The sequence below is a fragment of the Geodermatophilus sp. SYSU D00703 genome (assembly GCF_054050155.1).
This window is the reverse complement of sequence record NZ_JBJGYU010000019.1, coordinates 52,337-77,771: the sequence shown is the minus strand read 5'-3', so window position 1 is coordinate 77,771 and position 25,435 is coordinate 52,337. Positions and strand designations below refer to the sequence as shown.

Annotated in this window: 25 protein-coding genes and 1 tRNA gene; 18 read left to right on the top strand and 8 right to left on the bottom strand. The window is 74.7% G+C overall.

The window, feature by feature from the left end:
- Window positions 1–72: 72 nt before the first annotated feature.
- Window positions 73–2,910 carry a SpoIIE family protein phosphatase gene (locus ACI782_RS17490; protein WP_456911341.1) on the top strand — a complete coding sequence of 946 codons (2,838 nt, stop codon included), beginning with the start codon at window positions 73–75 and terminating at the stop codon, window positions 2,908–2,910.
- Here ACI782_RS17490 and ACI782_RS17485 read toward each other — a convergent pair.
- Window positions 2,907–3,635 carry a trimeric intracellular cation channel family protein gene (locus ACI782_RS17485; RefSeq protein ID WP_456911340.1) on the bottom strand — a complete coding sequence of 243 codons (729 nt, stop codon included), beginning with the start codon at window positions 3,633–3,635 and terminating at the stop codon, window positions 2,907–2,909. The genes ACI782_RS17490 and ACI782_RS17485 overlap by 4 nt on opposite strands.
- A gap of 103 nt (window positions 3,636–3,738) precedes the next feature.
- On the opposite strand from ACI782_RS17485, the gene ACI782_RS17480 reads away from it, so the two are divergent.
- A complete protein-coding gene (locus ACI782_RS17480; RefSeq protein WP_456911339.1) occupies window positions 3,739–5,274 on the top strand; it encodes an amidase in 1,536 nt (511 codons plus the stop codon).
- A 116-nt stretch (window positions 5,275–5,390) separates the two neighbouring features.
- Here the strand turns inward: ACI782_RS17480 and ACI782_RS17475 are convergent, their stop codons facing one another.
- Window positions 5,391–7,418 carry an acyl-CoA dehydrogenase family protein gene (locus ACI782_RS17475; protein ID WP_456911338.1) on the bottom strand — a complete coding sequence of 676 codons (2,028 nt, stop codon included), beginning with the start codon at window positions 7,416–7,418 and terminating at the stop codon, window positions 5,391–5,393.
- The gene (locus tag ACI782_RS17470; protein WP_456911337.1) at window positions 7,415–8,059 is read right to left on the bottom strand and encodes a TetR family transcriptional regulator; all 645 of its coding nucleotides are present in this window, start codon (window positions 8,057–8,059) and stop codon (window positions 7,415–7,417) included. Before ACI782_RS17470 ends, ACI782_RS17475 begins: the two co-directional genes overlap by 4 nt.
- 94 nt (window positions 8,060–8,153) lie before the next feature.
- On the opposite strand from ACI782_RS17470, the gene ACI782_RS17465 reads away from it, so the two are divergent.
- The 9 genes from ACI782_RS17465 to ACI782_RS17425 all read left to right on the top strand — a co-directional run bounded on the left by ACI782_RS17465 (window position 8,154) and on the right by ACI782_RS17425 (window position 18,178).
- Window positions 8,154–9,434 (top strand): acetyl-CoA C-acetyltransferase, encoded by a 1,281-nt coding sequence (locus ACI782_RS17465; protein WP_456911336.1) that lies wholly within the window; start codon window positions 8,154–8,156, stop codon window positions 9,432–9,434.
- 11 nt (window positions 9,435–9,445) lie between these two features.
- A complete protein-coding gene (locus tag ACI782_RS17460; protein ID WP_456911335.1) occupies window positions 9,446–10,783 on the top strand; it encodes a 3-oxoacyl-ACP reductase in 1,338 nt (445 codons plus the stop codon).
- Window positions 10,784–10,785: 2 nt separating this feature from the next.
- On the top strand, window positions 10,786–11,634 hold the full coding sequence (locus tag ACI782_RS17455; RefSeq protein WP_456911334.1) for a MaoC family dehydratase: 849 nt from the start codon (window positions 10,786–10,788) through the stop codon (window positions 11,632–11,634).
- Between the two features lie 291 nt (window positions 11,635–11,925).
- Window positions 11,926–13,461, top strand: a complete 1,536-nt coding sequence (locus ACI782_RS17450) for an ABC transporter substrate-binding protein (RefSeq protein WP_456911333.1) — start codon at window positions 11,926–11,928, stop codon at window positions 13,459–13,461.
- Window positions 13,458–14,399, top strand: a complete 942-nt coding sequence (locus tag ACI782_RS17445) for an ABC transporter permease (RefSeq protein ID WP_456911358.1) — start codon at window positions 13,458–13,460, stop codon at window positions 14,397–14,399. Before ACI782_RS17450 ends, ACI782_RS17445 begins: the two co-directional genes overlap by 4 nt.
- A gap of 46 nt (window positions 14,400–14,445) precedes the next feature.
- Window positions 14,446–15,345 (top strand): ABC transporter permease, encoded by a 900-nt coding sequence (locus tag ACI782_RS17440; protein WP_456911332.1) that lies wholly within the window; start codon window positions 14,446–14,448, stop codon window positions 15,343–15,345.
- Complete coding sequence (locus ACI782_RS17435; RefSeq protein ID WP_456911331.1) at window positions 15,342–16,379, top strand: ABC transporter ATP-binding protein; 1,038 nt, start codon at window positions 15,342–15,344, stop codon at window positions 16,377–16,379. Before ACI782_RS17440 ends, ACI782_RS17435 begins: the two co-directional genes overlap by 4 nt.
- On the top strand, window positions 16,376–17,410 hold the full coding sequence (locus ACI782_RS17430; protein WP_456911330.1) for an ABC transporter ATP-binding protein: 1,035 nt from the start codon (window positions 16,376–16,378) through the stop codon (window positions 17,408–17,410). The genes ACI782_RS17435 and ACI782_RS17430 overlap by 4 nt, the downstream gene beginning before the upstream one ends.
- A 60-nt stretch (window positions 17,411–17,470) precedes the next feature.
- The gene (locus ACI782_RS17425; RefSeq protein ID WP_456911329.1) at window positions 17,471–18,178 is read left to right on the top strand and encodes a class I SAM-dependent methyltransferase; all 708 of its coding nucleotides are present in this window, start codon (window positions 17,471–17,473) and stop codon (window positions 18,176–18,178) included.
- Here ACI782_RS17425 and ACI782_RS17420 read toward each other — a convergent pair.
- Window positions 18,079–18,792 (bottom strand): DUF2306 domain-containing protein, encoded by a 714-nt coding sequence (locus ACI782_RS17420; RefSeq protein ID WP_456911328.1) that lies wholly within the window; start codon window positions 18,790–18,792, stop codon window positions 18,079–18,081. The two genes, ACI782_RS17425 and ACI782_RS17420, sit on opposite strands and share 100 nt — an antisense overlap.
- 93 nt (window positions 18,793–18,885) lie before the next feature.
- On the opposite strand from ACI782_RS17420, the gene ACI782_RS17415 reads away from it, so the two are divergent.
- The 6 genes from ACI782_RS17415 to ACI782_RS17390 all read left to right on the top strand — a co-directional run bounded on the left by ACI782_RS17415 (window position 18,886) and on the right by ACI782_RS17390 (window position 22,307).
- Window positions 18,886–19,566: a TetR/AcrR family transcriptional regulator gene (locus ACI782_RS17415; RefSeq protein WP_456911327.1), complete on the top strand. Its 681-nt coding sequence runs from the start codon at window positions 18,886–18,888 to the stop codon at window positions 19,564–19,566.
- Between the two features lie 57 nt (window positions 19,567–19,623).
- Window positions 19,624–20,133: a hemerythrin domain-containing protein gene (locus ACI782_RS17410; protein WP_456911326.1), complete on the top strand. Its 510-nt coding sequence runs from the start codon at window positions 19,624–19,626 to the stop codon at window positions 20,131–20,133.
- Between the two features lie 96 nt (window positions 20,134–20,229).
- Complete coding sequence (locus ACI782_RS17405; RefSeq protein WP_456911325.1) at window positions 20,230–20,637, top strand: YciI family protein; 408 nt, start codon at window positions 20,230–20,232, stop codon at window positions 20,635–20,637.
- Window positions 20,634–21,821, top strand: coding sequence for an RNA polymerase sigma factor (locus ACI782_RS17400; RefSeq protein ID WP_456911324.1), 1,188 nt, complete (start codon window positions 20,634–20,636; stop codon window positions 21,819–21,821). Before ACI782_RS17405 ends, ACI782_RS17400 begins: the two co-directional genes overlap by 4 nt.
- Window positions 21,822–21,941: 120 nt before the next feature.
- Window positions 21,942–22,028 (top strand) — tRNA-Ser (locus ACI782_RS17395).
- A 39-nt stretch (window positions 22,029–22,067) separates the two neighbouring features.
- The gene (locus ACI782_RS17390) at window positions 22,068–22,307 is read left to right on the top strand and encodes a hypothetical protein (RefSeq protein WP_456911323.1); all 240 of its coding nucleotides are present in this window, start codon (window positions 22,068–22,070) and stop codon (window positions 22,305–22,307) included.
- Window positions 22,308–22,326: 19 nt separating this feature from the next.
- Here ACI782_RS17390 and ACI782_RS17385 read toward each other — a convergent pair whose 3' ends face one another.
- The 4 genes from ACI782_RS17385 to ACI782_RS17370 form a co-directional block, all read right to left on the bottom strand.
- Window positions 22,327–22,524: a hypothetical protein gene (locus tag ACI782_RS17385; RefSeq protein ID WP_456911322.1), complete on the bottom strand. Its 198-nt coding sequence runs from the start codon at window positions 22,522–22,524 to the stop codon at window positions 22,327–22,329.
- Window positions 22,525–22,552: 28 nt separating this feature from the next.
- Window positions 22,553–23,869, bottom strand: a complete 1,317-nt coding sequence (locus ACI782_RS17380; protein ID WP_456911321.1) for an Nramp family divalent metal transporter — start codon at window positions 23,867–23,869, stop codon at window positions 22,553–22,555.
- Window positions 23,870–23,910: 41 nt separating this feature from the next.
- Window positions 23,911–24,162, bottom strand: a complete 252-nt coding sequence (locus ACI782_RS17375) for an STAS domain-containing protein (RefSeq protein ID WP_456911320.1) — start codon at window positions 24,160–24,162, stop codon at window positions 23,911–23,913.
- A gap of 65 nt (window positions 24,163–24,227) precedes the next feature.
- Window positions 24,228–24,572: an STAS domain-containing protein gene (locus ACI782_RS17370; RefSeq protein ID WP_456911319.1), complete on the bottom strand. Its 345-nt coding sequence runs from the start codon at window positions 24,570–24,572 to the stop codon at window positions 24,228–24,230.
- A 137-nt stretch (window positions 24,573–24,709) separates the two neighbouring features.
- Between ACI782_RS17370 and ACI782_RS17365 the strand changes: the two genes are divergently transcribed.
- Window positions 24,710–25,423 carry a response regulator gene (locus tag ACI782_RS17365; protein ID WP_456911318.1) on the top strand — a complete coding sequence of 238 codons (714 nt, stop codon included), beginning with the start codon at window positions 24,710–24,712 and terminating at the stop codon, window positions 25,421–25,423.
- Window positions 25,424–25,435 lie beyond the last annotated feature (12 nt).

Below are 25,435 nucleotides of genomic sequence, written 5' to 3'. Positions count from 1 at the left end.
GACGCCGTGTCAGCATGGACGACGCGGCTCAACAGGGAGTTCGCTGCAGCGGCGGAACAGGGGGTCGTGGCGATGGAGTCCGCGTCCCTCCGGTCGGAGACCGACGTCCTGCACGACCCGTACCGCATCGCCGCTGCGCGCCGCCTGGCCGTCGAGGTGCCGGGGCCGGCCGCCTTCGACCGGCTCTCCGGCCTGGCGGCGCGGCTGCTGGGCACCGGGCACGCCAAGGTCACCCTCTTCACCGACCAGGACACCGTCGTCGGCGGGTACGGCCTGCCACCGGGCGTGGTCGGGGGGCGGGCGCTGCTCACCGGAGCCCTGTCGGCGCTGACCGTCCGCCGCGGAGTGCCCCTGGTCGTGCCGGACGCGCGGGCGCTCCCGGAGGTCGCCGCGCTGCCCGCGGTCACCTCCGGACAGGTCGGCGCCTACCTGGGGGTACCGCTGGTCGCGGCCTCCGGCTCGGTCGTCGGCGTCCTGGCGGTGTACGACCCGGTGCCGCGGCCCTGGTCCGACGACGACGCCGCGCTGCTGCAGCAGCTGGCCGCGTCGGTCGTCGCGGAGCTGGAGCTGTCGGCCGTCCGGTCGGCGGCCGGTGCCTCCGCGGCCCGGCTCGAGGTGGCGCTGGAGGCCAGCTCGGTCGGCATCTGGGAGATCGACCTGCGCGCGGGCACCATCGACTGGGACGAGCGCTGCGCGGCGATCTTCGGCTTCGACCGCACCGTGCGCAGGTCGCTGGACCAGGTGTTCGGCGAGCACGTCCACCCGGAGGACCGGGCGCGGTCGACCGAGGTCATGCAGGCCGCGATCGCGGCGCGGGCCCAGTACACCGTCGAGGTGCGGGTGCTGCGGGCCGACGGCGCGGTGCGCTGGACGAGCAGCCGCGGGCGGGTGCTGACCGGGCCGGACGGCGAGCCGCGGCGCATCCTCGGCACGATCGTCGACGTCACCGAGATCCGCGAGCAGGCGAGCCGGGAGTTCGACGCCGTCCGCCGGGCCGCCGCGATCGCCGAGGTCGCCGCGGAGCTGGCCAACGCCACCCGGATCTCCCAGCTGGCCGAGATCGCGCTGCGCGGCGCCGGCGTGCTCGGCGCGGAGTCGATCGGGCTGGCCGTCTTCGACCCGCGGGACGGGGAGCTCTACCTGCACCTGACCCGGCGGATCGTCGACACGGTGGCGAGCGAGACCGACGTCGAGCTGCCCGCCGGCGGAGTGCAGACGCCGCTGGACGACGGGCTGCCGATGCAGTACGTCGCCCGGCACGGCGAGGCGCTGCTGTTCGCCGACGCGGCCGAGGCCGAGGCGCGCTTCCCACGGATGGCCGAGGTCAACGCGGTGCTCGGCACCCGGGCCCTGGCCGCGCTGCCGCTGCGGGTCGAGGGGCGGGTCCTCGGCAGCTTCATCGTCGTCTGGACCACCGAGCACGCCTTCAGCGGGCCCGACCTCGAGCTGCTGGAGGCGCTGACCGCGCAGATCGCGCTGACCGCCTCACGGCTGCAGGCCGACGCGGTCCGGGCCGACGCCGTCACCGCCATGACCGAGGCCGCGGCCCGGCTGCAGCTCCTCGCCGACGCCGGGCGGGTGCTGTCGGGCAGCCTCGAGATCACCCAGCAGGTCGAGCAGCTGGCCGACCTCGTCGTCCCGACGCTGGCCGACTGGTGCTGGCTGGTCGTCACCGACGAGCAGGGCCGGCTGCACGAGATGGCCTCGGCGCACCGCGACCCGTCCCTGCGCGCCGAGCTCGAGCTGTACGTGCACTCGATGGTCGCGGTGATGACCGAGCACGCGGCCGCGCAGGTGGTCACCCGCTCCGGGCGCCCGCTGGTCCTGCCGCACATCGACCGGGAGCGCGTGGAGCGGGCCATCCCCGAGCCGGCCACCCGGGAGCTGCTGATGCGGCTGGGGCTGGACTCCGGGGTGATCGTGCCGCTCATCGCCCGAGGGCAGACCCTCGGGGCGCTCGGGCTGTTCAACGGCGCCGAGCGCGGCCCGCAGACGCCGGCCGAGGCCGAGACCGCCGTCGAGGTGGGCCGCCGGGCCGGGCTCGCCGTCCACCACGCCCGCCTGTACGGCCAGCAGCGCGCGCTGGCCCAGGCCCTGCAGCACAGCATGCTCACCGCACCGCCCGAGCCGGACCACTGCGAGATCGTCGTGCGCTACGTGCCGGCGGCCGCGGGAGCGGAGATCGGCGGCGACTGGTACGACGCCTTCCTCGAGGCCGGCGGTGCCACGGTGCTGGTCATCGGCGACGTGGTCGGCCACGACAGCCGCGCCGCCGCGGAGATGGGGCAGCTGCGCGGCCTGCTGCGCGGCATCAGCTCCAGCAGCGGTGCCCCGCCGGCGCAGGTGCTCGCCCAGTTGGACGTCGCCATCCGCGGGCTGGCGCTGGACACGATGGCCACCGCCCTGGTCGCCCGGCTGGAGCAGGACCGCGCCGACCTCCGAGCCGACCGCACCCGGCTGCGCTGGTCGAGCGCAGGGCACCCGCCTCCGGTCGTGGTCGACCCGGACGGCAGGGTGCGGGTGCTCGACGACGAGGCGGCCGACCTGCTGCTCGGGGTGAAGCCGTCGGCGCCGCGGACCGACCGGGTCGTCGACCTCGCCGCCGGCAGCACGCTGCTGCTCTACACCGACGGGCTCGTCGAGCGGCGGGACCGCGACCTCGACACCGGGATGGCCGCGCTGGTCGCCGTGCTGCGGGAGTCCGCCGGGCTGCCGCTGGAAGCGCTCTGCGACCGGGTGCTGGAGCGGCTGTTCCTCCCCGACGCCGAGGACGACGTCGCGCTGCTCGCCGTCCGCCTCCACCCGCAGGGGGAGCCGCGCCCGCCCGAGGCCGGACCGCAGGGGGTGCCCGAGGGGATCGCGCCGGCGCCGTCGGCGCACCCGGAGGTCGGCATCGACCGCCGGGACTAGGCGCGGTCGCGGCGGCGCAGCTTGGTGCCCCGCACCGGGCGCGCGGCGCGGGCCCGGACCAGCCGGCTGCGGGCCCGCCCGGGCAGGTCGACGGCGACCGGCGCCTCCCACCCGCGCCACACCGACAGCACCCGCAGCCCGGCCACCAGGGGGATCACCACCGCCGCCACCGGGACGGGCCCGAGGCCCAGCGGCCCGGCCAGGACCGTGAGGACGGCGGCACCGAGCAGCGCGGCGACGGCGTTGTACGGCCCCGGCTGGACGATCTCGGCGCGCTGGGCCAGCAGCACGTCGCGGATCAGGGCGCCGCCCACCGCCGTCACCGTGCCGACGAAGACCACCGACGCGCTGGGCAGGCCGGCGAGCTGCGCCTTCTGCGCGCCGATCACCGTGAAGAAGCCGAGCGTGACCGCGTCGAGGACGACGAGCAGCCCGGTCAGCCGCGACAGCCAGCCGGAGAAGTAGAAGGTCACCATCGCGGCGATGGCCACGGTCGGCAGGTACGCGGGGTTGGTCAGGGCCACCGGCGGGCCCTCGGCGAGCAGGACGTCGCGGATGAGCCCGCCGCCGAGCCCGCCGCTCACCGCGAGCAGGAGCACGCCGGAGACCGCGAAACCCTCGCGCGCCGCCAGCAGCCCGCCGGTCAGCGCCCCGACGACGATGGCGGCGAGGTCGAACGGCGCCGGCACGTGCAGCGTCTCGGCCGCCGCCGCGAGGATCTCCACGCCACGACATTCTCCCCGGGCCGACCGGGTCGGCCGACGGTGACAGCGGTGTCCGGCGTCACTAGCTTGCGGAGCACGTCCCGCCGTCCACCTGGAGGCCGCCGTGCCCGTACGCCCGCCGGACGAGAACGAGGTGGCCGCCCTCGCGGCCAGCTACGGCATGAAGCCCACCCCCGAGGAGGTGGCGTCCTACACCCCGATCATCGCCGCCTTCCTCGGCTCCTACGACGCGGTCGAGCAGCTCTACGCGGAGATCGCCCCGCAGGCGCCCACCGACCGGCCCAGCAGCCGGCCCGCGGACGCCGACAACCCGCTCGGCGCCTGGTACGTGACCACCGAGATCCGCGGGGCGGCCGAGGGGCCGCTGGCCGGGCGGACCGTGGCCGTCAAGGACAACGTCGCCGTCGCCGGCGTCCCGATGATGAACGGCTCGCACACCGTCGAGGGGTACGTCCCGGCCGAGGACGCCACCGTGGTGACCCGCCTGCTCGAGGCCGGGGCGACGGTCGCCGGCAAGGCGGTCTGCGAGGACCTCTGCTTCTCCGGCGGCAGCCACACCTCGGTCACCGGCCCGGTGCGCAATCCCTGGGACCCCGCCCGCACGACCGGCGGGAGCTCCAGCGGCAGCGCCGCGCTGGTCGCCTCCGGGGAGGTGGACCTGGCGCTCGGCGGGGACCAGGGCGGGTCGATCCGCATGCCGGCCGCGTTCTCCGGCATCGTCGGCCACAAGCCGACCCACGGTCTGGTCCCCTACACCGGCGCGTTCCCCATCGAGCTGACCCTCGACCACCTCGGCCCGATGACCCGCACCGTCGCCGACGCCGCCGCGATGCTCGACGTCCTCGCCGGCCGCGACGGGCACGACCCGCGGCAGCCCGCCGACCTGGTCCCCGAGCAGTACGCGGCCGCCCTCGGCGGGGAGGTGTCCGGCCTGCGGGTCGGCGTCGTCGCCCAGGGCTTCGGCTGGGAGGAGCTCTCCGAGCCGGGCGTGGACGAGACCGTGCGGGCCGCGGCCGCCCGGCTGGGCGAGCTGGGCGTCGAGGTGGTCGACGTCGACCTGCCGTGGCACCGGCACGCGCTGCACGTCTGGAACGTCATCGCCACCGACGGCGCGACGGTGCAGATGATCGAGGGCAACGGCTACGGGTGGAACTACGAGGGCCGCTACGACCCGGAGCTGATCGCCCACTACGGCCGCACGCGGCGGGAGGTGGTCGACCGGTGGTCGCCGACGGTCACCGCGGTGGCCCTGGCCGGGCGCTGGTCGCTGGAGCGGGAGCAGACCCGGCACTACGCGATGGCGCAGAACCTGGCGGTCGAGGTGCGCCGGCAGTACGACGCCGCGCTGGCCGACGTCGACCTGCTGGTCATGCCCACCGTGCCGATGGTCGCCCCGGAGATCCCGGCGCCGGACGACCCGATCGAGGTCCGCGTCGCCCGCGCGCTGGAGATGATCGTCAACTGCGCGCCGTTCGACGTGAGCGGGCACCCGGCCACCAGCGTCCCGGCCGGGCTCTCCCGGGGGCTGCCGGTCGGCATGATGCTGGTCGGCCGCCGGTTCGAGGACACCACCTGCCTGAAGGTGGCGGACGCCTTCGAGCGGCTGGTCGGCGGCTTCCCGCGCCCACCCGCCCGCTGACGGGCGCCCGTCTCCGCATCGATCACGGGGTTGTTGCCGGCGGCCGCGGCGTGTCCCGCCGCGGCCCCGGGCAGGGTCCCCGCCGGGAGCCCGCGAGCGGGGGGCAGGGGGTCCTCCTACTGGGCGGGCGCGACCTCCAGCGAGGTCGCCGTCCCCCGGCGCAGCGTGCCGACGGAGGCAGCCGCGTCGTGGGCGTGCATCGCCTCCTGCCGGCCCGGCTCCTCGCGCAGGATCGCCGCGGCCTTCCAGTCCTCCGGGATGGCGAACCCGTCGACCAGCGTGCCCATGTGCGGGCGCAGCTCCCTCAGCAGCGCGTTCACCGTGGCGGTCAGCACCTTCGCGCGGGCCGGGGTGAGCCGGCCGTGCTCGAGGAACCAGCCCTTGTCGGCCTCGATCGTCGACAGCGCGTAGAGGTCGCAGAGGCGGTCGAGCAGGGCCCGCGCGCCGTCGTCCGTCGTCCGCTCGATGCCGGCCACGAAGGCCTCCAGCACAATCCGGTCGATGTGCGCCCGCGCGGTGGTCAGCACGTGGTCCTGGACGTCGTTGAAGACGTCGAACGGGGCCATCCCGTCGGTCGCGGCGTTCTTCCGCAGCCGGCGGATGGCGCTCTCCAGGGTGTGCTTCTCGCGGTCCTCGAACGCCTTGAGCTGCCAGCCGCGGTCGAGCAGCGGCACCTCGTCGTCCCGGCCGGGGACGGCGTCGACGAGACGGGCGATCAGCCCGCGGGCCGCCGTCCGCTCCAGCACGGTCTCGCGGACCATGTCGGCGATGAACCCGACCTTGCCCCAGCCGTCCAGCGAGCCGAACGCGTCGCGGTAGCCGGTGAGCAGACCCTTGGCGACCAGCTGCATCAGGACGGTGTTGTCGCCCTCGAACGTGGTGAAGACGTCGGTGTCGGCCTTGAGGTGCGGCAGCCGGTTCTCCTGCAGGTAGCCCGCCCCGCCGCAGGCCTCGCGGCACAGCTGGATGGTGCGGGTGGCGTGCCAGGTCTGCACCGCCTTGAGACCGGCGGCGCGCGACTCCAGCTCCCGCTGGGCCCGCTCGTCGAGCTGGTCCGCCGCCTGGACGTCGTGCATCGTGCCCAGCAGTTCCTCCTGCGCGAAGGCGTACGCGTAGGTGGCGGCCAGGGCGGGCAGCAGCTTGCGCTGGTGCACGAGGTAGTCGTTGACGACGACCTCGCGGTCGGCGCCGGGCGAGGTGAACTGCCGGCGGACGTCGCCGTACCGGACGGCGATGTCGAGGGCGAGCCGGGTGGCCGAGGACGCCGAGCCGCCGACGCTGACCCGGCCGCGCACCAGCGTGCCCAGCATGGTGAAGAAGCGGCGGGTCTCGTTCTCGATGGAGCTGGTGTAGGAGCCGTCCTCGGCGACCTGCCCGTAGCGGTCGAGCAGCATCTCGCGCGGCACGGTCACGTGGTCGAAGGTCAGGCGGCCGTTGTCGACGCCGTTCAGGCCCGCCTTGGGCCCGTCGTCTTCGATCGTGACCCCCGGCATCGGACGGCCGTGCTCGTCGCGGATCGGCACCAGCCACGCGTGCACCCCGTGCCGCCGGCCCTGCGTGACCAGCTGGGCGAAGACGACCGCCATCCGGCCGTCCTTCGCGGCGTTGCCGATGTAGTCCTTGCGCGCGGCCTGGTGCGGGGTGTGCAGGTCGAAGGTCTGCGTGGCGGGGTCGTAGGTGCACGTCGTCCGCAGCTGCTGGACGTCGGAGCCGTGCCCGGTCTCGGTCATCGCGAAGCACCCGGGCAGGTCGAAGCCCGTGATGTCGCGCAGGTACGCGTCGTGGTGCCGCTGCGTGCCGAGGAGCTGGACGGCGCCGCCGAACAGCCCCCACTGGACGCCGGCCTTCACCATGAGCGACAGGTCGAGGAAGGCGAGCATCTCGACCGAGACGACCGAGCCGCCGGCGTCGTCCTCGCCGCCGTACTCCTTCGGGAAGCCCCGGGCGACGCGGCCGGAGGCGGCGAGCGTGCGGGCCGCCCGAGTGACCCGCTCCCGCGCCGCGCGCACGTCCTCGCCGGGGACCGGCAGGAAGTCGGGGTCGTGCAGGTGCTCGCGGGCGTCGCGGCGCACGTGCGCCCACCGCCCGTCGAGCGCCTCGGTCAGCGCCCTCGGGTCGACGTTGGCCGGCAGAGCTGTGGTCACGGTTCCTCCTTGCGGGTCACCACGCCGGACAGTCCGGCCCAGGCGAGGTCGGTGAGGTGGGCGGCGAGGTCGGCGCGCGGCATGGGGCGGTCGGCCTGCAGCCACCAGTCCGCGGCGGAGCGGACCAGGCCCACCAGGCCGTGCCCCCAGGGCTGGGCCGCCGACGGATCGCGGCCGGCCTGCTCCAGGGCCACGCCCATCAGCGCCGCGGCCTGGTCGCCCACGAGGTGGGAGAGGGTGCTGATCGGGTCGCTGGCGACCGGCCGGTCCACCAGCGGGTGGGCCACGACGAACCGGTAGACCTCGGGGTCGGCCTCGAGGAACGCCAGGTAGGTCTCGACGGCGGTGGCGACCATCTGCCGCGGCTCGTCGGTGCTGGTCACGGCCTCGCGCAGCTTGGCGGTGAGGTGGCCGGCCACGCGGGCGCAGACGGCGACGTGCAGCTCCGTGCGGTCGGCGAAGTGCCGGTAGACGACGGTCTTGCTGGTGCCGGCCTCCGCGGCGATCTCGTCCATGCCGACGCCGGCGCCGTGCTTGCCGACCGCGGCGAGCGTGGCGTCGACCAGCTGCTCGCGGCGGGCGCGGCGGTGCTCGTCCCAGCGCGAGTTCCGCCGGTCGCGGCGGGGAGCCGTCCGTTTCACGGTACGCACGGTACCTGATACCGTCGGTCCCGCACACCGCGTTCGGCCGAAGTGGCCACTTCGGCCGGCACCCCCGCGACCCCGGAGGTCCCCGATGGCTCCGCAGACCCGGAAGGCCGCGATCGTCGGCGGCAACCGCATCCCCTTCGCCCGGTCCCACTCCGCCTACGCGCAGGCGTCCAACCAGGACATGCTCACGGCCACGCTCGACGGGCTGGTCGCGCGCTTCGGCCTGCAGGACGTCCGGCTGGGCGAGGTCGTCGCCGGCGCCGTCCTCAAGCACGCGCGGGACTTCAACCTGACCCGGGAGTCCGTGCTCGGCTCCCGGCTGTCGGCCGCCACCCCCGCCTACGACGTGCAGCAGGCGTGCGGCACCGGCCTGGAGGCGGCTGTCCTGGTCGCCAACAAGATCGCCCTCGGGCAGATCGAGTCGGGCATCGCCGGCGGCGTCGACACCACCTCCGACGCCCCGCTGGCCATCCACGACGAGATGCGCCGCCTGCTGATCACGCTCGGCAGCGCCAAGACGGTCCAGCAGCGGCTGAAGGCCCTCGCCGGCGTCCGCCCGGGGATGCTCGTGCCCGAGGTCCCGCGCAACGCCGAGCCGCGCACCGGCCTGTCGATGGGCGACCACGCCGCGATCACCGCCGCGCAGTGGGACATCGGCCGACCGGAGCAGGACGAGTTCGCCGTCCGCTCCCACCGCAACCTCGCCGCCGCCTACGACCGCGGCTTCTTCGACGACCTGGTCACCCCCTACCTCGGGCTGACCCGCGACCAGAACCTGCGGCCGGACACCTCCGTGGAGAAGCTGGCGGAGCTGAAGCCGGTGTTCGGCGGGGAGCACGGCACCATGACGGCGGGCAACTCCACGCCGCTGACCGACGGCGCCTCGGCGGTGCTGCTGGCCTCCGACGAGTGGGCCGCCGCGCGCGGGCTGCCCGTGCTCGCCCACCTCGTCGACGCGCAGACCGCCGCGGTCGACCACGTGCACGGCGGCGAGGGCCTGCTCATGGCGCCGGCCTACGCCGTCCCGGTGCTGCTGGCCCGCAACGGCCTGACCCTGCAGGACTTCGACTTCTACGAGGTCCACGAGGCGTTCGCGTCCACCGTCCTGGCGACGCTGAAGGCGTGGGAGGACCCCGCGTTCTGCAAGGAGCGGCTCGGCCTGGACGCCCCGCTCGGCTCGATCGACCGGGAGAAGCTCAACGTCGCCGGCTCGTCGCTGGCGGCCGGGCACCCGTTCGCCGCGACCGGCGGCCGCATCGTCGCGACGCTGGCCAAGCTGCTGCACGAGGCCGGACCCGGCAGGCGCGGCCTGATCTCCATCTGCGCGGCCGGCGGCCAGGGCGTCGTCGCGATCCTCGAGTCGTGAAGGAGCACCCCGTGAGCGACTGGTACCGCGAGTTCGCCAACTCCGGCGTCGGGACGGCGATCACCCGGCAGCTCGGCCTGCCCCGCCCGGCCGTGCTCCGCCGGCACGAGCCGGGCGCCCCGCTGCTGCCCGGGCCGGCGGTGGTCGGCACGGCGGGATCGGGCCGGCTGGCGAAGGCCCTCACCACGCTGCTCGAGGACGCCGGGGTCCCCGTGCTGCCGGAGTCCGACGGCGAGCGGCTGGGCGCGGTGCTGCTCGACGCCACCGGAGTCGCCGGCCCGGCCGACCTCGCCGCCGCGCACGCCGTCCTCGCGCCCGCGGTGAAGCGGCTGGGGCCGTCGGGCCGGGTGCTCGTGCTGGCCGACCCGCCGGCGGCGACGACCGACCCCGCCACCGCCGCCGCCCGGCAGGCGCTGGAGGGCCTGGTCCGCTCGGTGGCCAAGGAGCTGCGCGACGGCGCGACGGCGAACCTGCTGTACGTGCCCGAGGGGGCCGGGGCCGCGGTCGGGAGCCCGGTCCGGTTCTTCCTGTCCGGCCGCTCGGCCTACGTCGACGGCCAGGTCGTCACGCTCGGCCCCGCCGACGTCCCGGCCGCGACCGACCAGGAGCGCCCCCTGGCCGGCAGGGTCGCCGTCGTCACAGGGGCCGCGCGCGGCATCGGCGCCGCCATCGCCCGGGTGCTGGCCCGGGACGGCGCGCACGTGGTCGCCGTCGACGTCCCGGCCGCCGGCCAGGCGCTCGCCGAGGTGGCCAACGAGGTCGGCGGGACGGCGCTGCAGCTCGACATCACCGCGCCGGACGCCGCGGACCGGCTGATCGCCCACCTGCGCGAGCGCCACGGCGGGGTCGACGTCGTCGTCCACAACGCCGGCATCACCCGCGACAAGCTGCTGGTCAACATGGACGCCGACCGCTGGAACGCGGTGATGGCGGTGAACCTGCAGGCCCAGCTCGACCTGACCCGGGCCCTGCTGGACGCCGAGGGCGTGCTGCGGCCCGGCGCGCGGGTGATCGCGGTGAGCTCGCAGTCCGGCATCGCCGGCAACCGCGGGCAGACCAACTACGCGGCGTCCAAGGCCGGGGTGATCGGCATGGTGCGGGCCTGGGCGCCGGCCTTCGCCGACCGCGGCGCGACGATCAACGCGGTCGCGCCGGGCTTCATCGTCACGGAGATGACCGCGAGGATGCCGTTCGGCACCCGCGAGGTCGGGTCGCGGATCAACTCGCTGCAGCAGGGCGGCCTGCCCGTCGACGTCGCCGAGACCATCGCCTGGCTGGCGCAGCCGGCCTCTGCCGGCGTCAACGGCCAGGTCGTGCGGGTCTGCGGCCAGTCGATGCCGGGGGCCTGACGATGACCGAACCGGCCCGGCCGCCGAGGCTGCCCGCCCTGTTCGCCCGGGCCGCGCTGACCGCGCGCGGCCGGGGCGGGGACCTGCCCGGCACCCGGCTGACCCGCACCGGCGTGGCCGTGGACCCGGCCGCCGTCGCCGCCTACGCCCGGGTCTGCGACTTCCCGCTGGCCGACGCGCTGCCGGCCACGTACCCGCACGTCCTCACCTTCCCGCTGCAGGTCGAACTGATGGCCGACCGCGCGTTCCCGCTGGCGCTGCCCGGTCTGGTGCACGTCCGCAACCGGATCGACGTGCTCCGCCCCCTCGCGGCGGAGGAGGCCCTCGACCTCGCGGTCTGGGCCGATCGGTTCGCCCGGCACCGCAGCGGCGCCACCGTGGACCTGTGCGCATCGGTGTCCGCGGGGGGCGCGGAGGTGTGGCGCGGCCGGTCGACGTACCTGGCGCGCGGCGCGTCGGCTCCCGACGGCGCCCCGGACGCCGACGTCGACGTGACCGTCGGGACCCTGCCCGAGGGCACCATCCGCTGGCCGGTGGCCGACGACACCGGACGCCGCTACGCCAAGGTCTCCGGCGACGTGAACCCCATCCACCTGTCGGCGCTGGCCGCGAAGGCGTTCGGCTTCAAGCGGGCGATCGCGCATGGCATGTGGGTGGAGGCGCGGGCGCTCGCAGCCCTGTCGGGCCGGCTGCCCGAGACGCTGGTCGCCGACGTCGTCTTCAAGAAGCCGCTGTTCCTGCCGTCGACGGTGACGCTGAGCGCGGCGCCGGCCGAGGGGGGCTGGGACCTCGCCGTCCGCAACCCCACGTCCGGCGCCGACCACCTGCTGGGAACCGTCCGGCCGCTCTGAACGGCTTCACCCCGCCGATCATGGCGCCGTGACCACACCCGGAGCTCCCCCGGTGGTCACGGCGCCGTGATCGCGGACCGGGTGCGGGCGGGCGGCGTCTCCGCTGAGCTGGGGGCGTGGGCGCGACCGACCCGCGAGTGCGACCCCGACGACCTGCGCCGGGCCATCCCCGGCGAGGCATGACGGTCTCGTCACGGGCGGGCAACGATCGTCACTCCGACCTGCGAGGTCGGGCCGGCGGGTCCAGGGTCAGGGGCAGGACGCCGCTCCCGAGCCCGCCCGGAGGACCCCGTGCGCAGCAACCGACTCCTGCCCCTGCTCGCTGCCGGCGCGCTCGTGCTCAGCGCCTGCGGTGGCGGTGAGAGCGTCGACACCGGCGGGGGCGGCGGGGGCGGCGGGGGCGGTGGCGACAACGTGCTCGTGGCGGCGGTCGCGGCCCAGCCCGACCAGTTCGACCCGCACGTCACCACGGCCTACCCCAGCTTCCAGGTGCTGGAGAACGTCTACGACACCCTCGTCGTCCCCAACCCCGAGGACCTCACGATGGAGCCGAGCCTGGCGACGGAGTGGGAGACCAGCGAGGACGGGCTGACCTGGACGTTCACCCTGCGCGACGGGGTCACCTTCCACGACGGCAGCGAGTTCGACTCCGCCGACGTCGTCTACTCCTACCGGCGGATCATCGACGAGGAGCTGAGCAACGCCTACCGCTTTGCCAACGTCACCGCGGTCGAGGCGCCCGACCCGCAGACCGTCGTCCTCCGGCTCAGCCAGCCGACGCCGAACCTGCTGGAGCGGATCGGCTCGTTCAAGGGGATGGCGATCCTGCCCGACGGCGCGGCCGACCAGGTCGACCTGACCACCGAGGCGGTCGGGACCGGGCCGTTCCGGCTGGAGAGCTCCGACGCCAGCAGCACCGTGCTGACCGCGTACGAGGACCACTGGGGCGGTGCGCCGAGCGTCGACGGCGTCGAGTTCCGCTACATCACCGAGCCGGCCGCCGCGCTCACCGCGCTGCAGAACGGCGAGGTCCAGTGGACCGACAACATCCCGCCGCAGCAGATCGAGTCGCTGGAGGGCGACGACTCCATCGAGCTGCAGACGACGCCCAGCGTCGACTACTGGTACATGTCCATGAACTACGAGCGCCCGCCGTTCGACAACCGCGACGTCCGGCGCGCGATCTCCTTCGCCGTCGACCGGGCGGCGGTCGCCGAGGCGGCGTGGTTCGGCGCGGCGCAGCCCAACCAGACGGCCATCCCGCAGGACAGCTTCTTCTACTCCGACTACGCCCCGTTCGACCGCGACCCCGACCAGGCCCGGCAGCTGCTGGCGCAGGCCGGCGTGCAGACCCCCCTGACGATGGGCCTGATGGTCACCGACGAGTTCCCCGAGACCGTCACCGCGGCGCAGGTGGTCGCCAGTCAGCTGGAGGAGGTCGGCATCACCGTCGAGATCGAGACCCTCGACTTCGCCACCTGGCTCGACCGGCAGGGCCAGGGGGACTTCGACGCCTTCCTGCTCGGCTGGCTGGGCAACCTCGACCCGGCCGCGTACTACCAGGAGCAGCACGTCACCGGCGGCTCGAACAACTACCAGGGATACAGCAACCCGGAGGTCGACGCCCTGCTGCAGCAGGGGGCCACCGCCACCGACGACGCCGCGCGCAAGCAGGCCTACGACCAGGCCGCGCAGCTCATCGTCGACGACGTCTCCTACCTGTACCTCTACAACCCCGACGTGGTGCAGGCGTGGGCGCCGGGCCTGGCGGGCTACCAGATCCGGGCGGACAAGGCGATCAACTTCGAGACCGTGGAGCTGCCCTGACCGGCTACCTGCTCCGCCGCACCGGCCAGTCCGTCGTCGTGCTGGCGGGGGTGAGCGTGATCGTGTTCGCCCTGGTCCACCTGGTCCCGGGCGACCCGGTCCGGCTCGCGCTGGGCACCCGGTTCGACCAGGAGACCTACGACGCGCTGCGGGCGCGGGCCGGCCTCGACCAGCCGCTGGCCGAGCAGTTCCTCGGCTGGTCCGGCCGCGCGCTCACCGGCGACCTGGGGGTCAGCTTCCGCAGCGGGGAGACGGTCACCTCGCTGATCGCCGAGCGGCTGCCCGCGACGCTGACCCTGGCGTTCGCCTCGATCCTGGTCGCCCTGCTGATCGCCGTCCCGCTGGGCACGCTGTCGGCGCTGCACCCCCGCTCGGTCGTCGACCGGGTCGCCACGGTGCTCAGCCAGATCGGCATCTCGGTGCCGGACTTCTGGATGGCGATCGTGCTCATCCTGGTCTTCGCCGGGACGCTGGGCTGGCTGCCCTCGGGCGGCTACGTCCCGCTGACCGAGGACCCGGTCGGCTGGCTGGAGCGGCTGGTGATGCCGGCGCTCGTCGTCGGTGTGGTGTCCGGCTCGGTGATCACCCGGTTCGTGCGCTCCAGCGTGCTGGAGGCGCGGGGTGCCGACCACGTCCGGACGGCGCAGGCCAAGGGCCTCCCGTCGCGGCACGTCTTCGGCTGGCACGTGCTGCGCAACGCGCTGCTGCCGCTGGTCACCGTCACCGGCGTCCAGCTGGCCTACCTGCTCTCCGGCGTCGTCGTCGTGGAGATCGTCTTCGCCTGGCCCGGCCTGGGGCAGCTGGCGCTGCAGGCGGTGCAGGCGCGCGACTACCCGGTGCTGCAGGGCGCGATCCTGCTCTTCGCGCTGGTGTTCCTGGTGATCAACCTGGTGGTCGACCTGCTCTACACCGCCATCGACCCGCGGATCCGCCGATGACACACAGCCGAGGCCTGCTGCGATGACACAGCCGAGGCCTGCTGCGATGACCGCGCAGGTGGCGTCCGTCCCCCTCCGCCCGGCCCGGCCGCGGTGGCGGGAGACGCTTGGCCTGCTCGCCCGCAACCCGACGGCGGCGGTCGCGGCGACGGTGCTGCTCCTGATCGTGCTCATGGCGGTCTTCGACGAGGCGCTGGCACCCAGCGCGGCCAACGAGATCGACGTCGAGGACCGGCTCCAGCCGCCCAGCCCCGAGCACCCGTTCGGCACCGACGACCTGGGCCGCGACATCCTCAGCCGGGTCATCCTGGGGGCCGCGGTGTCCCTGCGGGTCGGGTTCCTCGCGGTGGCGATCGCGCTGGTGGTGGGCAGCCTCATCGGGCTGCTGGCCGGCTTCTACGGCCGGTGGGTGGACGACGTCCTGATGCGGTTCATGGACGTGCTGTTCGCCTTCCCCGCGGTGCTGCTGGCGATCGCCGTGCTCGCCGTCCGCGGCCCGGGGTCGGGCAACACCGCGCTGGCCATCGGGATCGTCTACGTGCCGATCTTCGCCCGGGTCACCCGCGCCAGCGTGCTGGGCGTCCGGGAGGAGGTGTACGTGCGGGCGTCGCGGTCCGTGGGCGCGTCGGACTTCCGGCTGCTCACCCGGCACGTGCTGCCCAACGCCGCGCCGCCGATCATCGTGCAGACCTCGATCAGCCTGGCGTTCGCCGTCCTGGCCGAGGCGGCGCTGTCCTTCCTCGGCCTGGGCACCCAGCCGCCGAACCCGTCCTGGGGGCTGATGCTGGCCGAGGGCCGTGGCTTCATCGACATCGCGTGGTGGCTGGCGTTCTTCCCGGGCATGGCCATCTTCGTGACGGTGCTGTGCTTCAACCTGCTCGGCGACGGGCTGCGCGACGTCCTGGACCCGCGGCAGCGGACGCTGATGGCCGGGGGTGGGCGGTGAGCGAGCCGGTGCTGGAGGTCTCCGACCTCCGCGTGGACCTGCGGACGCCGCGCGGGACGGCGCACGTGGTCAACGGGCTGGGCTACACGGTCGGGGCGGGGGAGACCGTCGCCGTGGTCGGGGAGTCGGGCAGCGGCAAGAGCGTCTCGGTGCTGGCGCTGCTCGGGCTGCTGCCGCCGCGGGTCGCCACGGTGACCGGGCGGGCGCTGCTGCACGGGGAGGACCTGCTCACCATGCGCCCCGAGCGGCTGCGCGAGGTGCGCGGTCCGGGCGTGGGCATGGTCTTCCAGGACCCGATGACCTCGCTCAACCCGGTCCTGACCGTCGGCCGGCAGCTGGTCGAGGGCATCCGGGCGCACTCGGAGGTGCCGAAGACGGCGGCCCGGCAGCGCGCGGCCGAGCTGCTCGCCGAGGTCGGCCTGCCCGATCCGCAGCGGGCGCTGGACCGCTATCCGCACGAGCTCTCCGGCGGCATGCGGCAGCGGGTGATGATCGCCATCGCGCTGTCCAACTCGCCGGCGCTGCTCATCGCCGACGAGGCGACCACGGCCCTCGACGTCACCGTGCAGGCGCAGATCCTCGACCTGGTCGAGAAGCTGCAGGCCGACCACGGCACCGGGGTCGTCTGGATCACCCACGACCTCGGCGTCGTCGCGGGGATCGCCGACCGGGTGCTGGTCATGTACGGCGGCCGCTGCGTGGAGGACGGCACGGTGGACGACGTCCTCGAGCGCCCGGCGCACCCGTACACACGCGGCCTGCTCGGCGCGCTGCCCGACCTCACCACGGCGGACGGCGGCGAGCTCGCCACCGTGCCCGGCGTGCCGCCCGCGCCGACCGACCTGCCGCCCGGGTGCGTCTTCTGGCCGCGCTGCCCGGTGCGCGCCGACCCGCGCTGCGAGACCGAGCAGCCGCCCCTCACCCTCGTCGGTGGGGGCGGGAACGGCCATCTCCGCCCGTCCGGGAGCCGGCGGTCCGTGTCGGCGGGGACGCTGCCGCACCGGGCGGCCACCTGGTGTTCGGAGGGCGCATGAGCTCTGACGTGCTGCTCTCCGCGCGGGGACTGGAGGTGCACTTCCCCATCCGCTCCGGCGGCGCCCTCCGGCGGCCCACCGGGGTGCTGCGCGCGGTCGACGGCGTGGACCTCGACGTCCACCGCGGCGAGACGCTGGGGCTGGTGGGGGAGTCCGGCTGCGGGAAGTCCACCCTGGGCAACGCGCTGCTCCGGCTGGTGCCCCCCACCGGCGGCACGGTCACCTTCGACGGGATCGACGTGACAGCGCTGGGCAAGCGCGGGCTGCGCGACCTGCGCCGCCGGGCCGGGATGGTGTTCCAGGACCCGTTCGCCTCGCTCGACCCCCGCCGGACGGTCGCGCAGACGGTGGCCGAGCCGCTGGAGGTGCACGGCCTGCACGGCGGCCGGCGGGAGCGGGCGCAGCGGGTCGCCGAGCTGCTGGAGCTCGTGGGCCTGGACCCCGCCGTCGCGGGCCGCTACCCGCACGAGTTCTCCGGCGGCCAGCGGCAGCGGGTCGGCATCGCCCGCGCGCTGGCCGGGGAGCCGGACTTCCTGGTCTGCGACGAGGCGATCGCCTCCCTCGACGTCAGCGTGCAGGCGCAGGTCCTCAACCTGCTGCGCCGGCTGCAGCGGCAGCTGGGGCTGACCCTGCTGTTCATCTCGCACGACCTGTCCGCCGTCCGGCACGTCTCCGACCGCATCGCGGTGATGTACCTGGGCCGGATCGTCGAGGTGGGGCCGGCGTCGGCGGTCGGCGCCGATCCGCAGATGCCCTACACCCAGGCGCTGCTGTCCGCGGTCCCGGTGCCGCACCCCGGGCTGCAGCGCAACCGGCGGCGGATCGTGCTGCGCGGCGACGTCCCCTCGCCGGCGGACGTGCCCAGCGGCTGCCGCTTCCGCACCCGGTGCCCGTACGCGTTCGAGCCGTGCCCGGACGTCGACCCCGCGCTCCAGCCGGTCGGCGCGGCCGGGCAGTCGGCCGCCTGCCACCTGCACGGCGTGGTCGGGAGGCCGGTCGAGCGCGAGGAGGTCGCGGCCGCGGCGGAGTGAGTGGACGTCGTCGGCGCGTGCCCGCGGGTGGGCGGCGGGTCGCTGTGCCAGGCTGGGCTGATGGCAGTCGCTGAGCAGCGGAGCGGCGGGCGCACCGAAGCCGTGCGCTCGTACGAGGGGCACGGCATCCACGCCGCGCCGGGCGTGCACGAGTACGCCGTCGAACTGGTGCGGCGCGGGCTGCCGGACGGCGGCCGGGTCCTCGAGGTCGGCTCCGGCTGCGGCGCGCTGGCGCTGCGCATGCGCGACGCGGGCATCGACGTCGTCCCGACCGACCTCGACCCGCCGCACGACTGGATCGCCCGCCTCGACCTGGACGACCCCGAGTGGACCGACGACACCCGCGGTCCCTTCGACATGGTCGTCTGCGTCGAGACGCTGGAGCACGTGGAGAACCCGCGCCAGGTGTTGCGGCAGATCCGGTCCCTGCTCCGGCCGGGCGACCGGCTCCTGGTCAGCACGCCGAACGTGTCCCACCCGCACTCGCGGCTGAAGAACTTCCTGGTGGGCTCGCCGTACATCTTCGGGCCGGAGTTCTACCACTCACCCGGGCACATCACGATCCTCCCCGACTGGATGCTCACCGAGCACATCCGCCTGGCCGGCTTCGACCGGATCGAGGTGACCAACGCGGGCGACACCTTCTACAGCGGGCTCACCCGCGTCGCCTACCGGGTCGAGATGGCGGTGCTGCGGCTGTTCGGCCTGCGGGCGCGGGCCACCCGCGGCGACGGGATCTGCACGTTCGTCACCGCCGTGGCCGCCTGACCCCGCCTGCGGAGCGCCCACTCGACCACCACCAGGTTGACCACCCAGCCGGCGAGCATCAGCAGCACCCGAGGGGTCCCGCTCGGCTGGCCGACGAGCAGCGTCCACGGCAGGTGGGTCAGCACCTGGGTGCCCGCGCCCAGCCCGATCGCGTAGCCGCGGGCCATCCAGGCGCGGTGGGCAGCGACGTCCCGACGGCGGATCGCGGCGACGCCGAGGAGGAGGCAGCCGGCCATGGCTCCGCCGAAGACCAGGCGCATCGGGGTCAGCAGCACGTCGTCCGCCGGTGGCCGCTCGTAGGCCAGCGCCATCCACACCCCGGACAGCGCCGCGGCCAGGCCGCACGGGACCAGCACCCGCCCGGCGACGCGGTGCCAGCGAGGCCGGCGCCGGCGGAGGGCGGGCGCGAACTGCAACGCCCCGAGCAGGCAGAAGACGGTCGCGCCGACGACGTGCACGAGCAGCGGTGCCGGCGAGGCGAGGAAGCGGGCGTTGTCCGCCGTGATCTGGGCGCCGCCGGTGATCTGGCCCACCCGGGCGGCTCCGGCCAGCACGGGGACGGCGCTGAGCAGGACCAGGCCGACCAGGGTCGCCCACTGGCGCGTGGAGGTCACGGTGGATTCCCTCCGTTGGAGGTGTACGGCGTACACCAGGTGTCCGGTACGGTAGGTGTACGCTGTACACCCGTCAAGCCCTGGAGGACGGCGATGCCCGGGCGGCGCGAACCGCTCAACCGGGGCCGCGTGCTGCGCGCCGCGGTCGACCTGGCCGACGAGGCGGGGATCACCGCGGTGAGCATGCGCAGGCTGGCGCAGCAGCTCGGCGTCGTCCCGATGGCGCTCTACAAGCACGTCGCGGACAAGGAGGAGCTGCTCGACGGCATGGTCGACGCCGTCCTCGGCGAGATCGAGCCGCCGGACCCGGCGCTGGACTGGAGGGGCGCCGTCCGGCAGCGGGTCCTGTCGGCGCGCCGCGCCGTGCTCCACCACCCCTGGGCGCGGCAGGCCATCGAGTCACGCACCCGGCGGACGCCGGTCGTGCTCGCGTACATGGACGCGGTGGCCGGCACCTTCATCGCCGGCGGACTCTCCCCGGACCTGACCCACCACGTGATGCACGCCCTGGGCAACCGCATCTGGGGGTTCAGCCCAGAGTTGTTCGAGGAGCCGCAGGACCCGGGCGCGCCGGGCCCCGATCCGGAGGAGCAGGCGGCGCTGGCGCAGCGGTACCCGAGCATCCTGGCGATCGCCACGGCCGCCACCGGCGGCGACCTGACCGCCGTCGGCTCGGGGTGCGACGAGCAGTTCGAGTTCGAGTTCGCCCTCGACCTCCTGCTGGACGGCGCCGAGCGGCTGCACCGCGGCGGCTGGATCTCCCGGGAGCGCTGACCCATCGGCGCGGTGGGGGGCATTGCCCGGGCGGGGCGGGCCGGGGAGGGTCGCGGGATGGACATCACCGAGGTGATCCTCGAGCAGCACCACGAGCAGCGGCGCGCGTTCGCGCTGCTCGACGAGATGCCCCGCGGCGACACCGCGGCCCTCGGCGCGGTGTGGGGCCGGCTCGAGGTCCTGCTGGAGGTGCACGCCGAGGCGGAGGAGCGGTTCTTCTACCCGAGGCTGCTCCGGCTCGGGAGGGGCAACCCCGAGGGCGGCGTCGACGACGAGGTCGAGGACGCGATCAAGGACCACAACGAGATCCGCGACGCCGTCCGGAAGGCCCGCGAGCACGAGGTGGGCACCGACGGGTGGTGGACGGCGGTGTGGGACGCCCGCAAGGCGAACGACGACCACATGGGCGAGGAGGAGCGGGAGGACCTGCTCGACTTCCGGCGCTCCGCCGACCTGCAGACCCGGCACGACATCGCGGTGCAGTTCCTCACCTTCGAGGCGCAGCACCACGCGGGCATCCCGATCCGGGACAAGGACCCCGAGCGCTACGTCGCCGACAACCGCTGACGCCCGGTTCCCGCGGGGATGTCGAGAACGCCGCCTCCGCTCCGTCCTCGGGATGAGGCGGCCGGGAGGCGCCGCTCCGTACGAGGGAGAGACACGATGGCCAAGTACCTGCTGCTCAAGCACTACCGGGGCGCGCCCGCGGCGGTGAACGACGTGCCGATGGACCGGTGGACACCCGAGGAGATCGACGCCCACGTCGCGTACATGCAGGACTTCGCGACGCGGCTCGGGGAGTCCGGCGAGTACGTCGACGGGCAGGCGCTGGCGCCCGAGGGTGCGTTCGTCCGGTACGACGGCGAGGGGCGGCCGCCGGTCGTCGACGGTCCGTTCCCGGAGACCAAGGACCTCATCGCCGGCTGGATGGTCATCGACGTCGACACCTGGGAGCGCGCCGTCGAGCTGGCCGGGGAGCTGTCGGCCGCGCCCGGGGCAGGCGGGAAGCCGATCCACGAGTGGCTCGAGGTGCGGCCCTTCCTCGGCGAGCCCCCCACGGTGACCGAGTGACCGGACGGCGGCCCCCGGGCGCGGGCGTGGCCACGGCCGTGGACGAGTCGCGGCTGCGGGAGCTGATCCCCGCGGTGATCGGCGTCCTCGTCCGGCGCGGAGCGGACTTCGCGTCGGCCGAGGACGCCGTCCAGGAGGCGCTGGTCAAGGCCATCGAGACGTGGCCAGGGGACCCGCCCCGAGACGCCAAGGGGTGGCTGGTCACGGTGTCGTGGCGCAGGTACCTGGACCTGTGCCGGTCCGACCGCGCCCGCCACGGCCGCGAGGTCGCGCACGACCTGGAGCCGCCGCGGGGGCCGGTGCCCGAGGTCGACGACACCCTGCGCCTGTACTTCCTGTGCGCGCACCCGTCGCTGACGCCGAGTTCGGCGGTGGCGCTCACCCTGCGCGCCGTCGGCGGCCTCACCACCCGGCAGATCGCCGAGGCCTATCTCGTGCCGGAGGCGACGATGGCCCAGCGGATCAGCCGGGCCAAGCGGCGCGTCGCGGAGGTGTCGCTGGACCAGCCGGGCGACGTCGCGACGGTGCTGCGGGTGCTCTACCTGATCTACAACGAGGGGCACTCCGGCGAGGTCGATCTCGCCACCGAGGCGATCCGGGTGACCCGGCAGCTGGCCGCGGTGGTGGACGAGCCGGAGGTGGCCGGCCTGCTCGCGCTGATGCTGCTGCACCACGCGCGCCGCGCCGCGCGAACCGACTCCGCCGGTCGGCTGGTCCCGCTCGCCGAGCAGGACCGGTCCCTGTGGGACACCGCGCTGATCGCCGAGGGGGTGGCTGTCCTGCAGGCCGCGCTCGCCCGGGACCGGCTCGGTGAGTACCAGGCCCAGGCGGCGATCGCCGCCCTGCACGCCGACGCGCGGCGGTTCGAGGAGACGGACTGGGTGCAGATCGTGGAGTGGTACGACGAGCTCGTGGCCCTCACCGGCTCCGCCGTGGCCCGGCTCAACCGCGCCGTGGCGGTCGGGGAGGCGGACGGCGCGCCGGCGGGGCTGGCCGCCCTGGCCGAGGTCGACCCGGGCCTGCCGCGCCACACCGCGGCCGAGGCGTACCTCCGCGAGAAGGCCGGCCAGCCCGTGGACGCGGCCGACCTCTACGCTGCGGCGGCGCGGGCCGCGACGAACACGGCCGAGCGCGACCACCTCACCCGGCGGGCCGCACGGCTCAGGCAGGCCGCCTCCGGCTGAGCCGCTCGACGGGGCGTCCGGGCCTGGTCCGCGCGCCGGTGTCCGCGCGGGTCGGCGACAGGCTCCGTAGCATGGCCTTGGCGCGGTAGCGGTGCTGGTCGACCGGCATCGGTGCCGCTGGGAGGGCTCGCCTAGTGGCCGATGGCGGCGGTCTTGAAAACCGCTATGGGGTTACACCCATCGTGGGTTCGAATCCCACGCCCTCCGCTCAGCGGACGCACGGTCCGGCTCGGCTAGCGTCGTGCCGTGGCCGCCGCTCCCTTCCGCCCGCCCTGGTTCGGCAACCGGGGCGTACAGGTGCTCGCGGCCGGTGCGCTCGCGTACAGCCTCGTCCAGCTGGTGCTGCACGTCGTCGACGCCGAGTGGGGCGAGGCGTTCCTCAGCTTCGCCTGGAGCGTCCTGTTCGGCTACGTGCTGGTCGAGTCGCTCCGCTTCCGGCGGGAGCAGGACGGCGCGCGCGACGAGCCGGCCGGGCCCGGCGACTGACCGGGGCCGATCGGAGGCGTCAGTCGGCCGGTGGACCGTCGGGCTGGTCGGGGGGTGCCGGCTCGCCGGGTTCCCCGGGCGTGGTCTGCCCGGGCGCGGGCTTGCCGGGAGCCGGGGGGTCGGGAGCGGGATCGGCCGGCATCGGGTCGTCCTCCCGCGCCACCGCGCCGGGCGGGACGTCGTCCCTCGTCTCCGCGACCTCCGGGGTCAGGGTCATCGTCGACTCCTCTCCGGTCCCGGGCCGTTCAGGAGCCCAGGTTCAGCAGCTCGTTCACGCACAGGACGACGAACAGCAGCGCCGCCGCGGTGAGCAGCGTGTTCGACAGCCAGCCGTTGCGCCACCGCTCCGGCGCCCGCCGGCTGTTGAGCAGCCACAGCAGGGTCAGCGCCAGGAACGGCATGAAGAAGGCACCCAGCGCGCCGTAGGCGACGACGAGTGCGAACGGCTGACCGAGGAAGAGCAACAGCATCGGCGGGAAGGTCAGCCACAGCAGGTACCCGCGGTATGGCCAGCTGCGCTCGGCCGGCCCCTCCGCCAGCTGCCCCGACGCCCGCTTCGACGTCCGGACGAAGTCGGTGAACAGCAGGCTGACCCCCTGCCAGACGCCGAGCAGCGACGAGAACGACGTCGCGAAGAAGCCGACGAGGAACAGCGTGCCGACGACGTCGCCGAACCGGTCGCGGAGGATCTCGTCGAGGTCGAGCAGCCCGCGGTCGCCCTCGGTCAGGGCGATGCCGCTGGCGTACAGCAGCTCGGCACCGACGATCAGCATCGCCACCACGAAGACGCCGGTGGTGGTGTAGGCGACCCGGTTGTCCAGCCGCATGACCTTCATCCACGAGGCGTCCCGCCAGCCCTTGGCGTTGACCCAGTAGCCGTAGGCGGCCATCGTGATCGTCCCGCCGACGCCGCCGACCAGCCCCAGCGTGTAGACCGCCGACCCCTCCGGTAGACGGGGGACGAGGCCGCTCAGCGTCGCGCCGACGTCCGGGACGACGAGCACCGCGACCCCGACGACCACCACGAACATGACCCCGATGAGGACGGTCATCGCCTTCTCGAACAGGCGGTAGTTGCCGAACCAGACGAAGGCCAGCCCGACGAGGCCGCAGACGATCCCCCACCCGGGGATGCCCAGCGCCGGGAACAGCGCCGCCAGCGGGAGGGCGGACGACGTCATCGCGGTGGCGCCGTAGACGTACCCCCAGACCACCACGTAGACGACGAAGTAGACCGAGGTCCACGCGCCCAGCGAGCGCCAGCCGGCGAAGATCGTCGAGCCGGTGGCCAGGTGCCAGCGGCCGGTCGCCTCGGCCAGCGCGATCTTCACGACGACGCCGAGCACCACCGCCCACAGCAGCGCGTAGCCGAACCGCGAGCCGGCGATGAGGGTGGCGACGAGGTCCCCCGCGCCCACGCCGGTCGCGGCGACGACGATCCCCGGGCCGACGATGCTCCACCGTCGGGTCCGCTGCTGCTGCGCCTCGGGGGAGGCGGTCACGTCCTGGCTGAGGCGCTCGTTGTCCGGCACGGCTGGGCCCTCCGCGGTGTCGACGGCCACCGCTCAGTGCAGCGGAGGGCGGGCCGCGCGGCAACCGCGGGTCAGGCCCGGATCAGCAGCTCACCGCCGTCGGCGGCGAAGTCGCGACGCATCTCGCGCAGGATGTCGAGGCCGTCGGCGTCCGCGGCGCGCACGCCGCGCAGGTCGAGCACCACGCGCGCGTGCCCACTGCCGCGCAGCCCGTCGGCGGTCCCGCGCAGCAGGTCGGCGCCGAGCGAGGTGAGCGTCCCGCTCGCCCGGATCAGCCCCGCCCGCCGGTCGACCACCTCGGTGAGGGACGGTGCGCTGCTCACGAATCCTCCGCGCCGGCGCTCGTCGGCCGCGGTCGCGGCGCTGCTGCGCCCGCACGTGAGCTCGCTCACGCGACGGCCGCCGGCTCGACCGCCATCACGTGCCACAGTCCGGTGCGGCGCAGGAGGTCCTCGGTCCGCCGGTTGGCGCCGCGCAGCACCACCGCGCCGCCGCGGGCCCGGCAGGTGCGGTGCGCCCAGAGGAAGCTCGCGACCGCGGGGCTGGACAGGTGCGCCACCGCGGACAGGTCGACCACCACGTGCCGCGCGCCGGCCAGCAGGGCGTCGTGCAGCAGCCAGCGGACGTCGGCCAGGCCGTCGGCGAGCAGGGCGTCGTCGAGGTGGATGGTCACCACGTCCGTCCGCGCGTCGACGTCGGGACGGGGGAGTGCTCTCGCCGGGGCCAGGGTCATGTGCGGTCCTCCTCCGTGCAGTGAGCGCGATCCTGCGTGCGCCTGCTGACAGAGTCGTGGGAGGAGTTTGCGATCCCGCCGGGAGTTGGTTTGCGATCCGGTGACGACCGGCCGAACCCCGGGGAACCGGTGGCAGCATGGCCCGAGTGGCGCCCCGTCTCCTGGTCGTCGAGGACGACGACCCGATCCGGACCGCCCTGCGCTGGGCCCTGGAGGACGAGGGGTACGACGTCGCGGAGGCCGTGAGCGGGGAGGATGCGGTCGCCGTCGTCGCGACCGCCGCGCCGGACGTCATGGTGGTCGACCTGATGCTCGGCCCGATGGACGGCTTCGACGTCATCCGCGAGGTCCGCCGCGACCACGACCTGCCGATCATCGTCGTCAGCGCCCGCGCCGACACCGCCGACATCGTCACGGCGCTGGAGGCCGGCGCCGACGACTACGTGACCAAGCCGTTCCAGGTCAAGGAGATCACCGCGCGGCTGCGGGCCCTGCGCCGGCGGGCGGGCAGCGCCCACGACGCCGCCCGCCCGACCGAGGTCGTCCTGGACCGGCACCCGGATGCTCCGCTGGTGCTGCGGGAGCTGCGGGGCACCGTCCACCGCGGGGACCAGCAGGTGCCGCTCACCCTCACCGAGTTCCGGCTGCTCTGCGAGCTCGCCGGCGCGCCCGGCCGCGTCTTCAGCCGGCAGGCGCTGCTCGAGCGGGTGTGGTCGCACGGTTTCTTCGGCGACGAGCGGATCGTCGACGTCCACATCCGGCGGCTGCGCACCAAGGTCGAGATCGACCCCGGCGCGCCGCGGATCGTGGTCACCGTGCGGGGGCTGGGGTACCGGCTGGACCGCCAGTGAGCGGACAGGGGC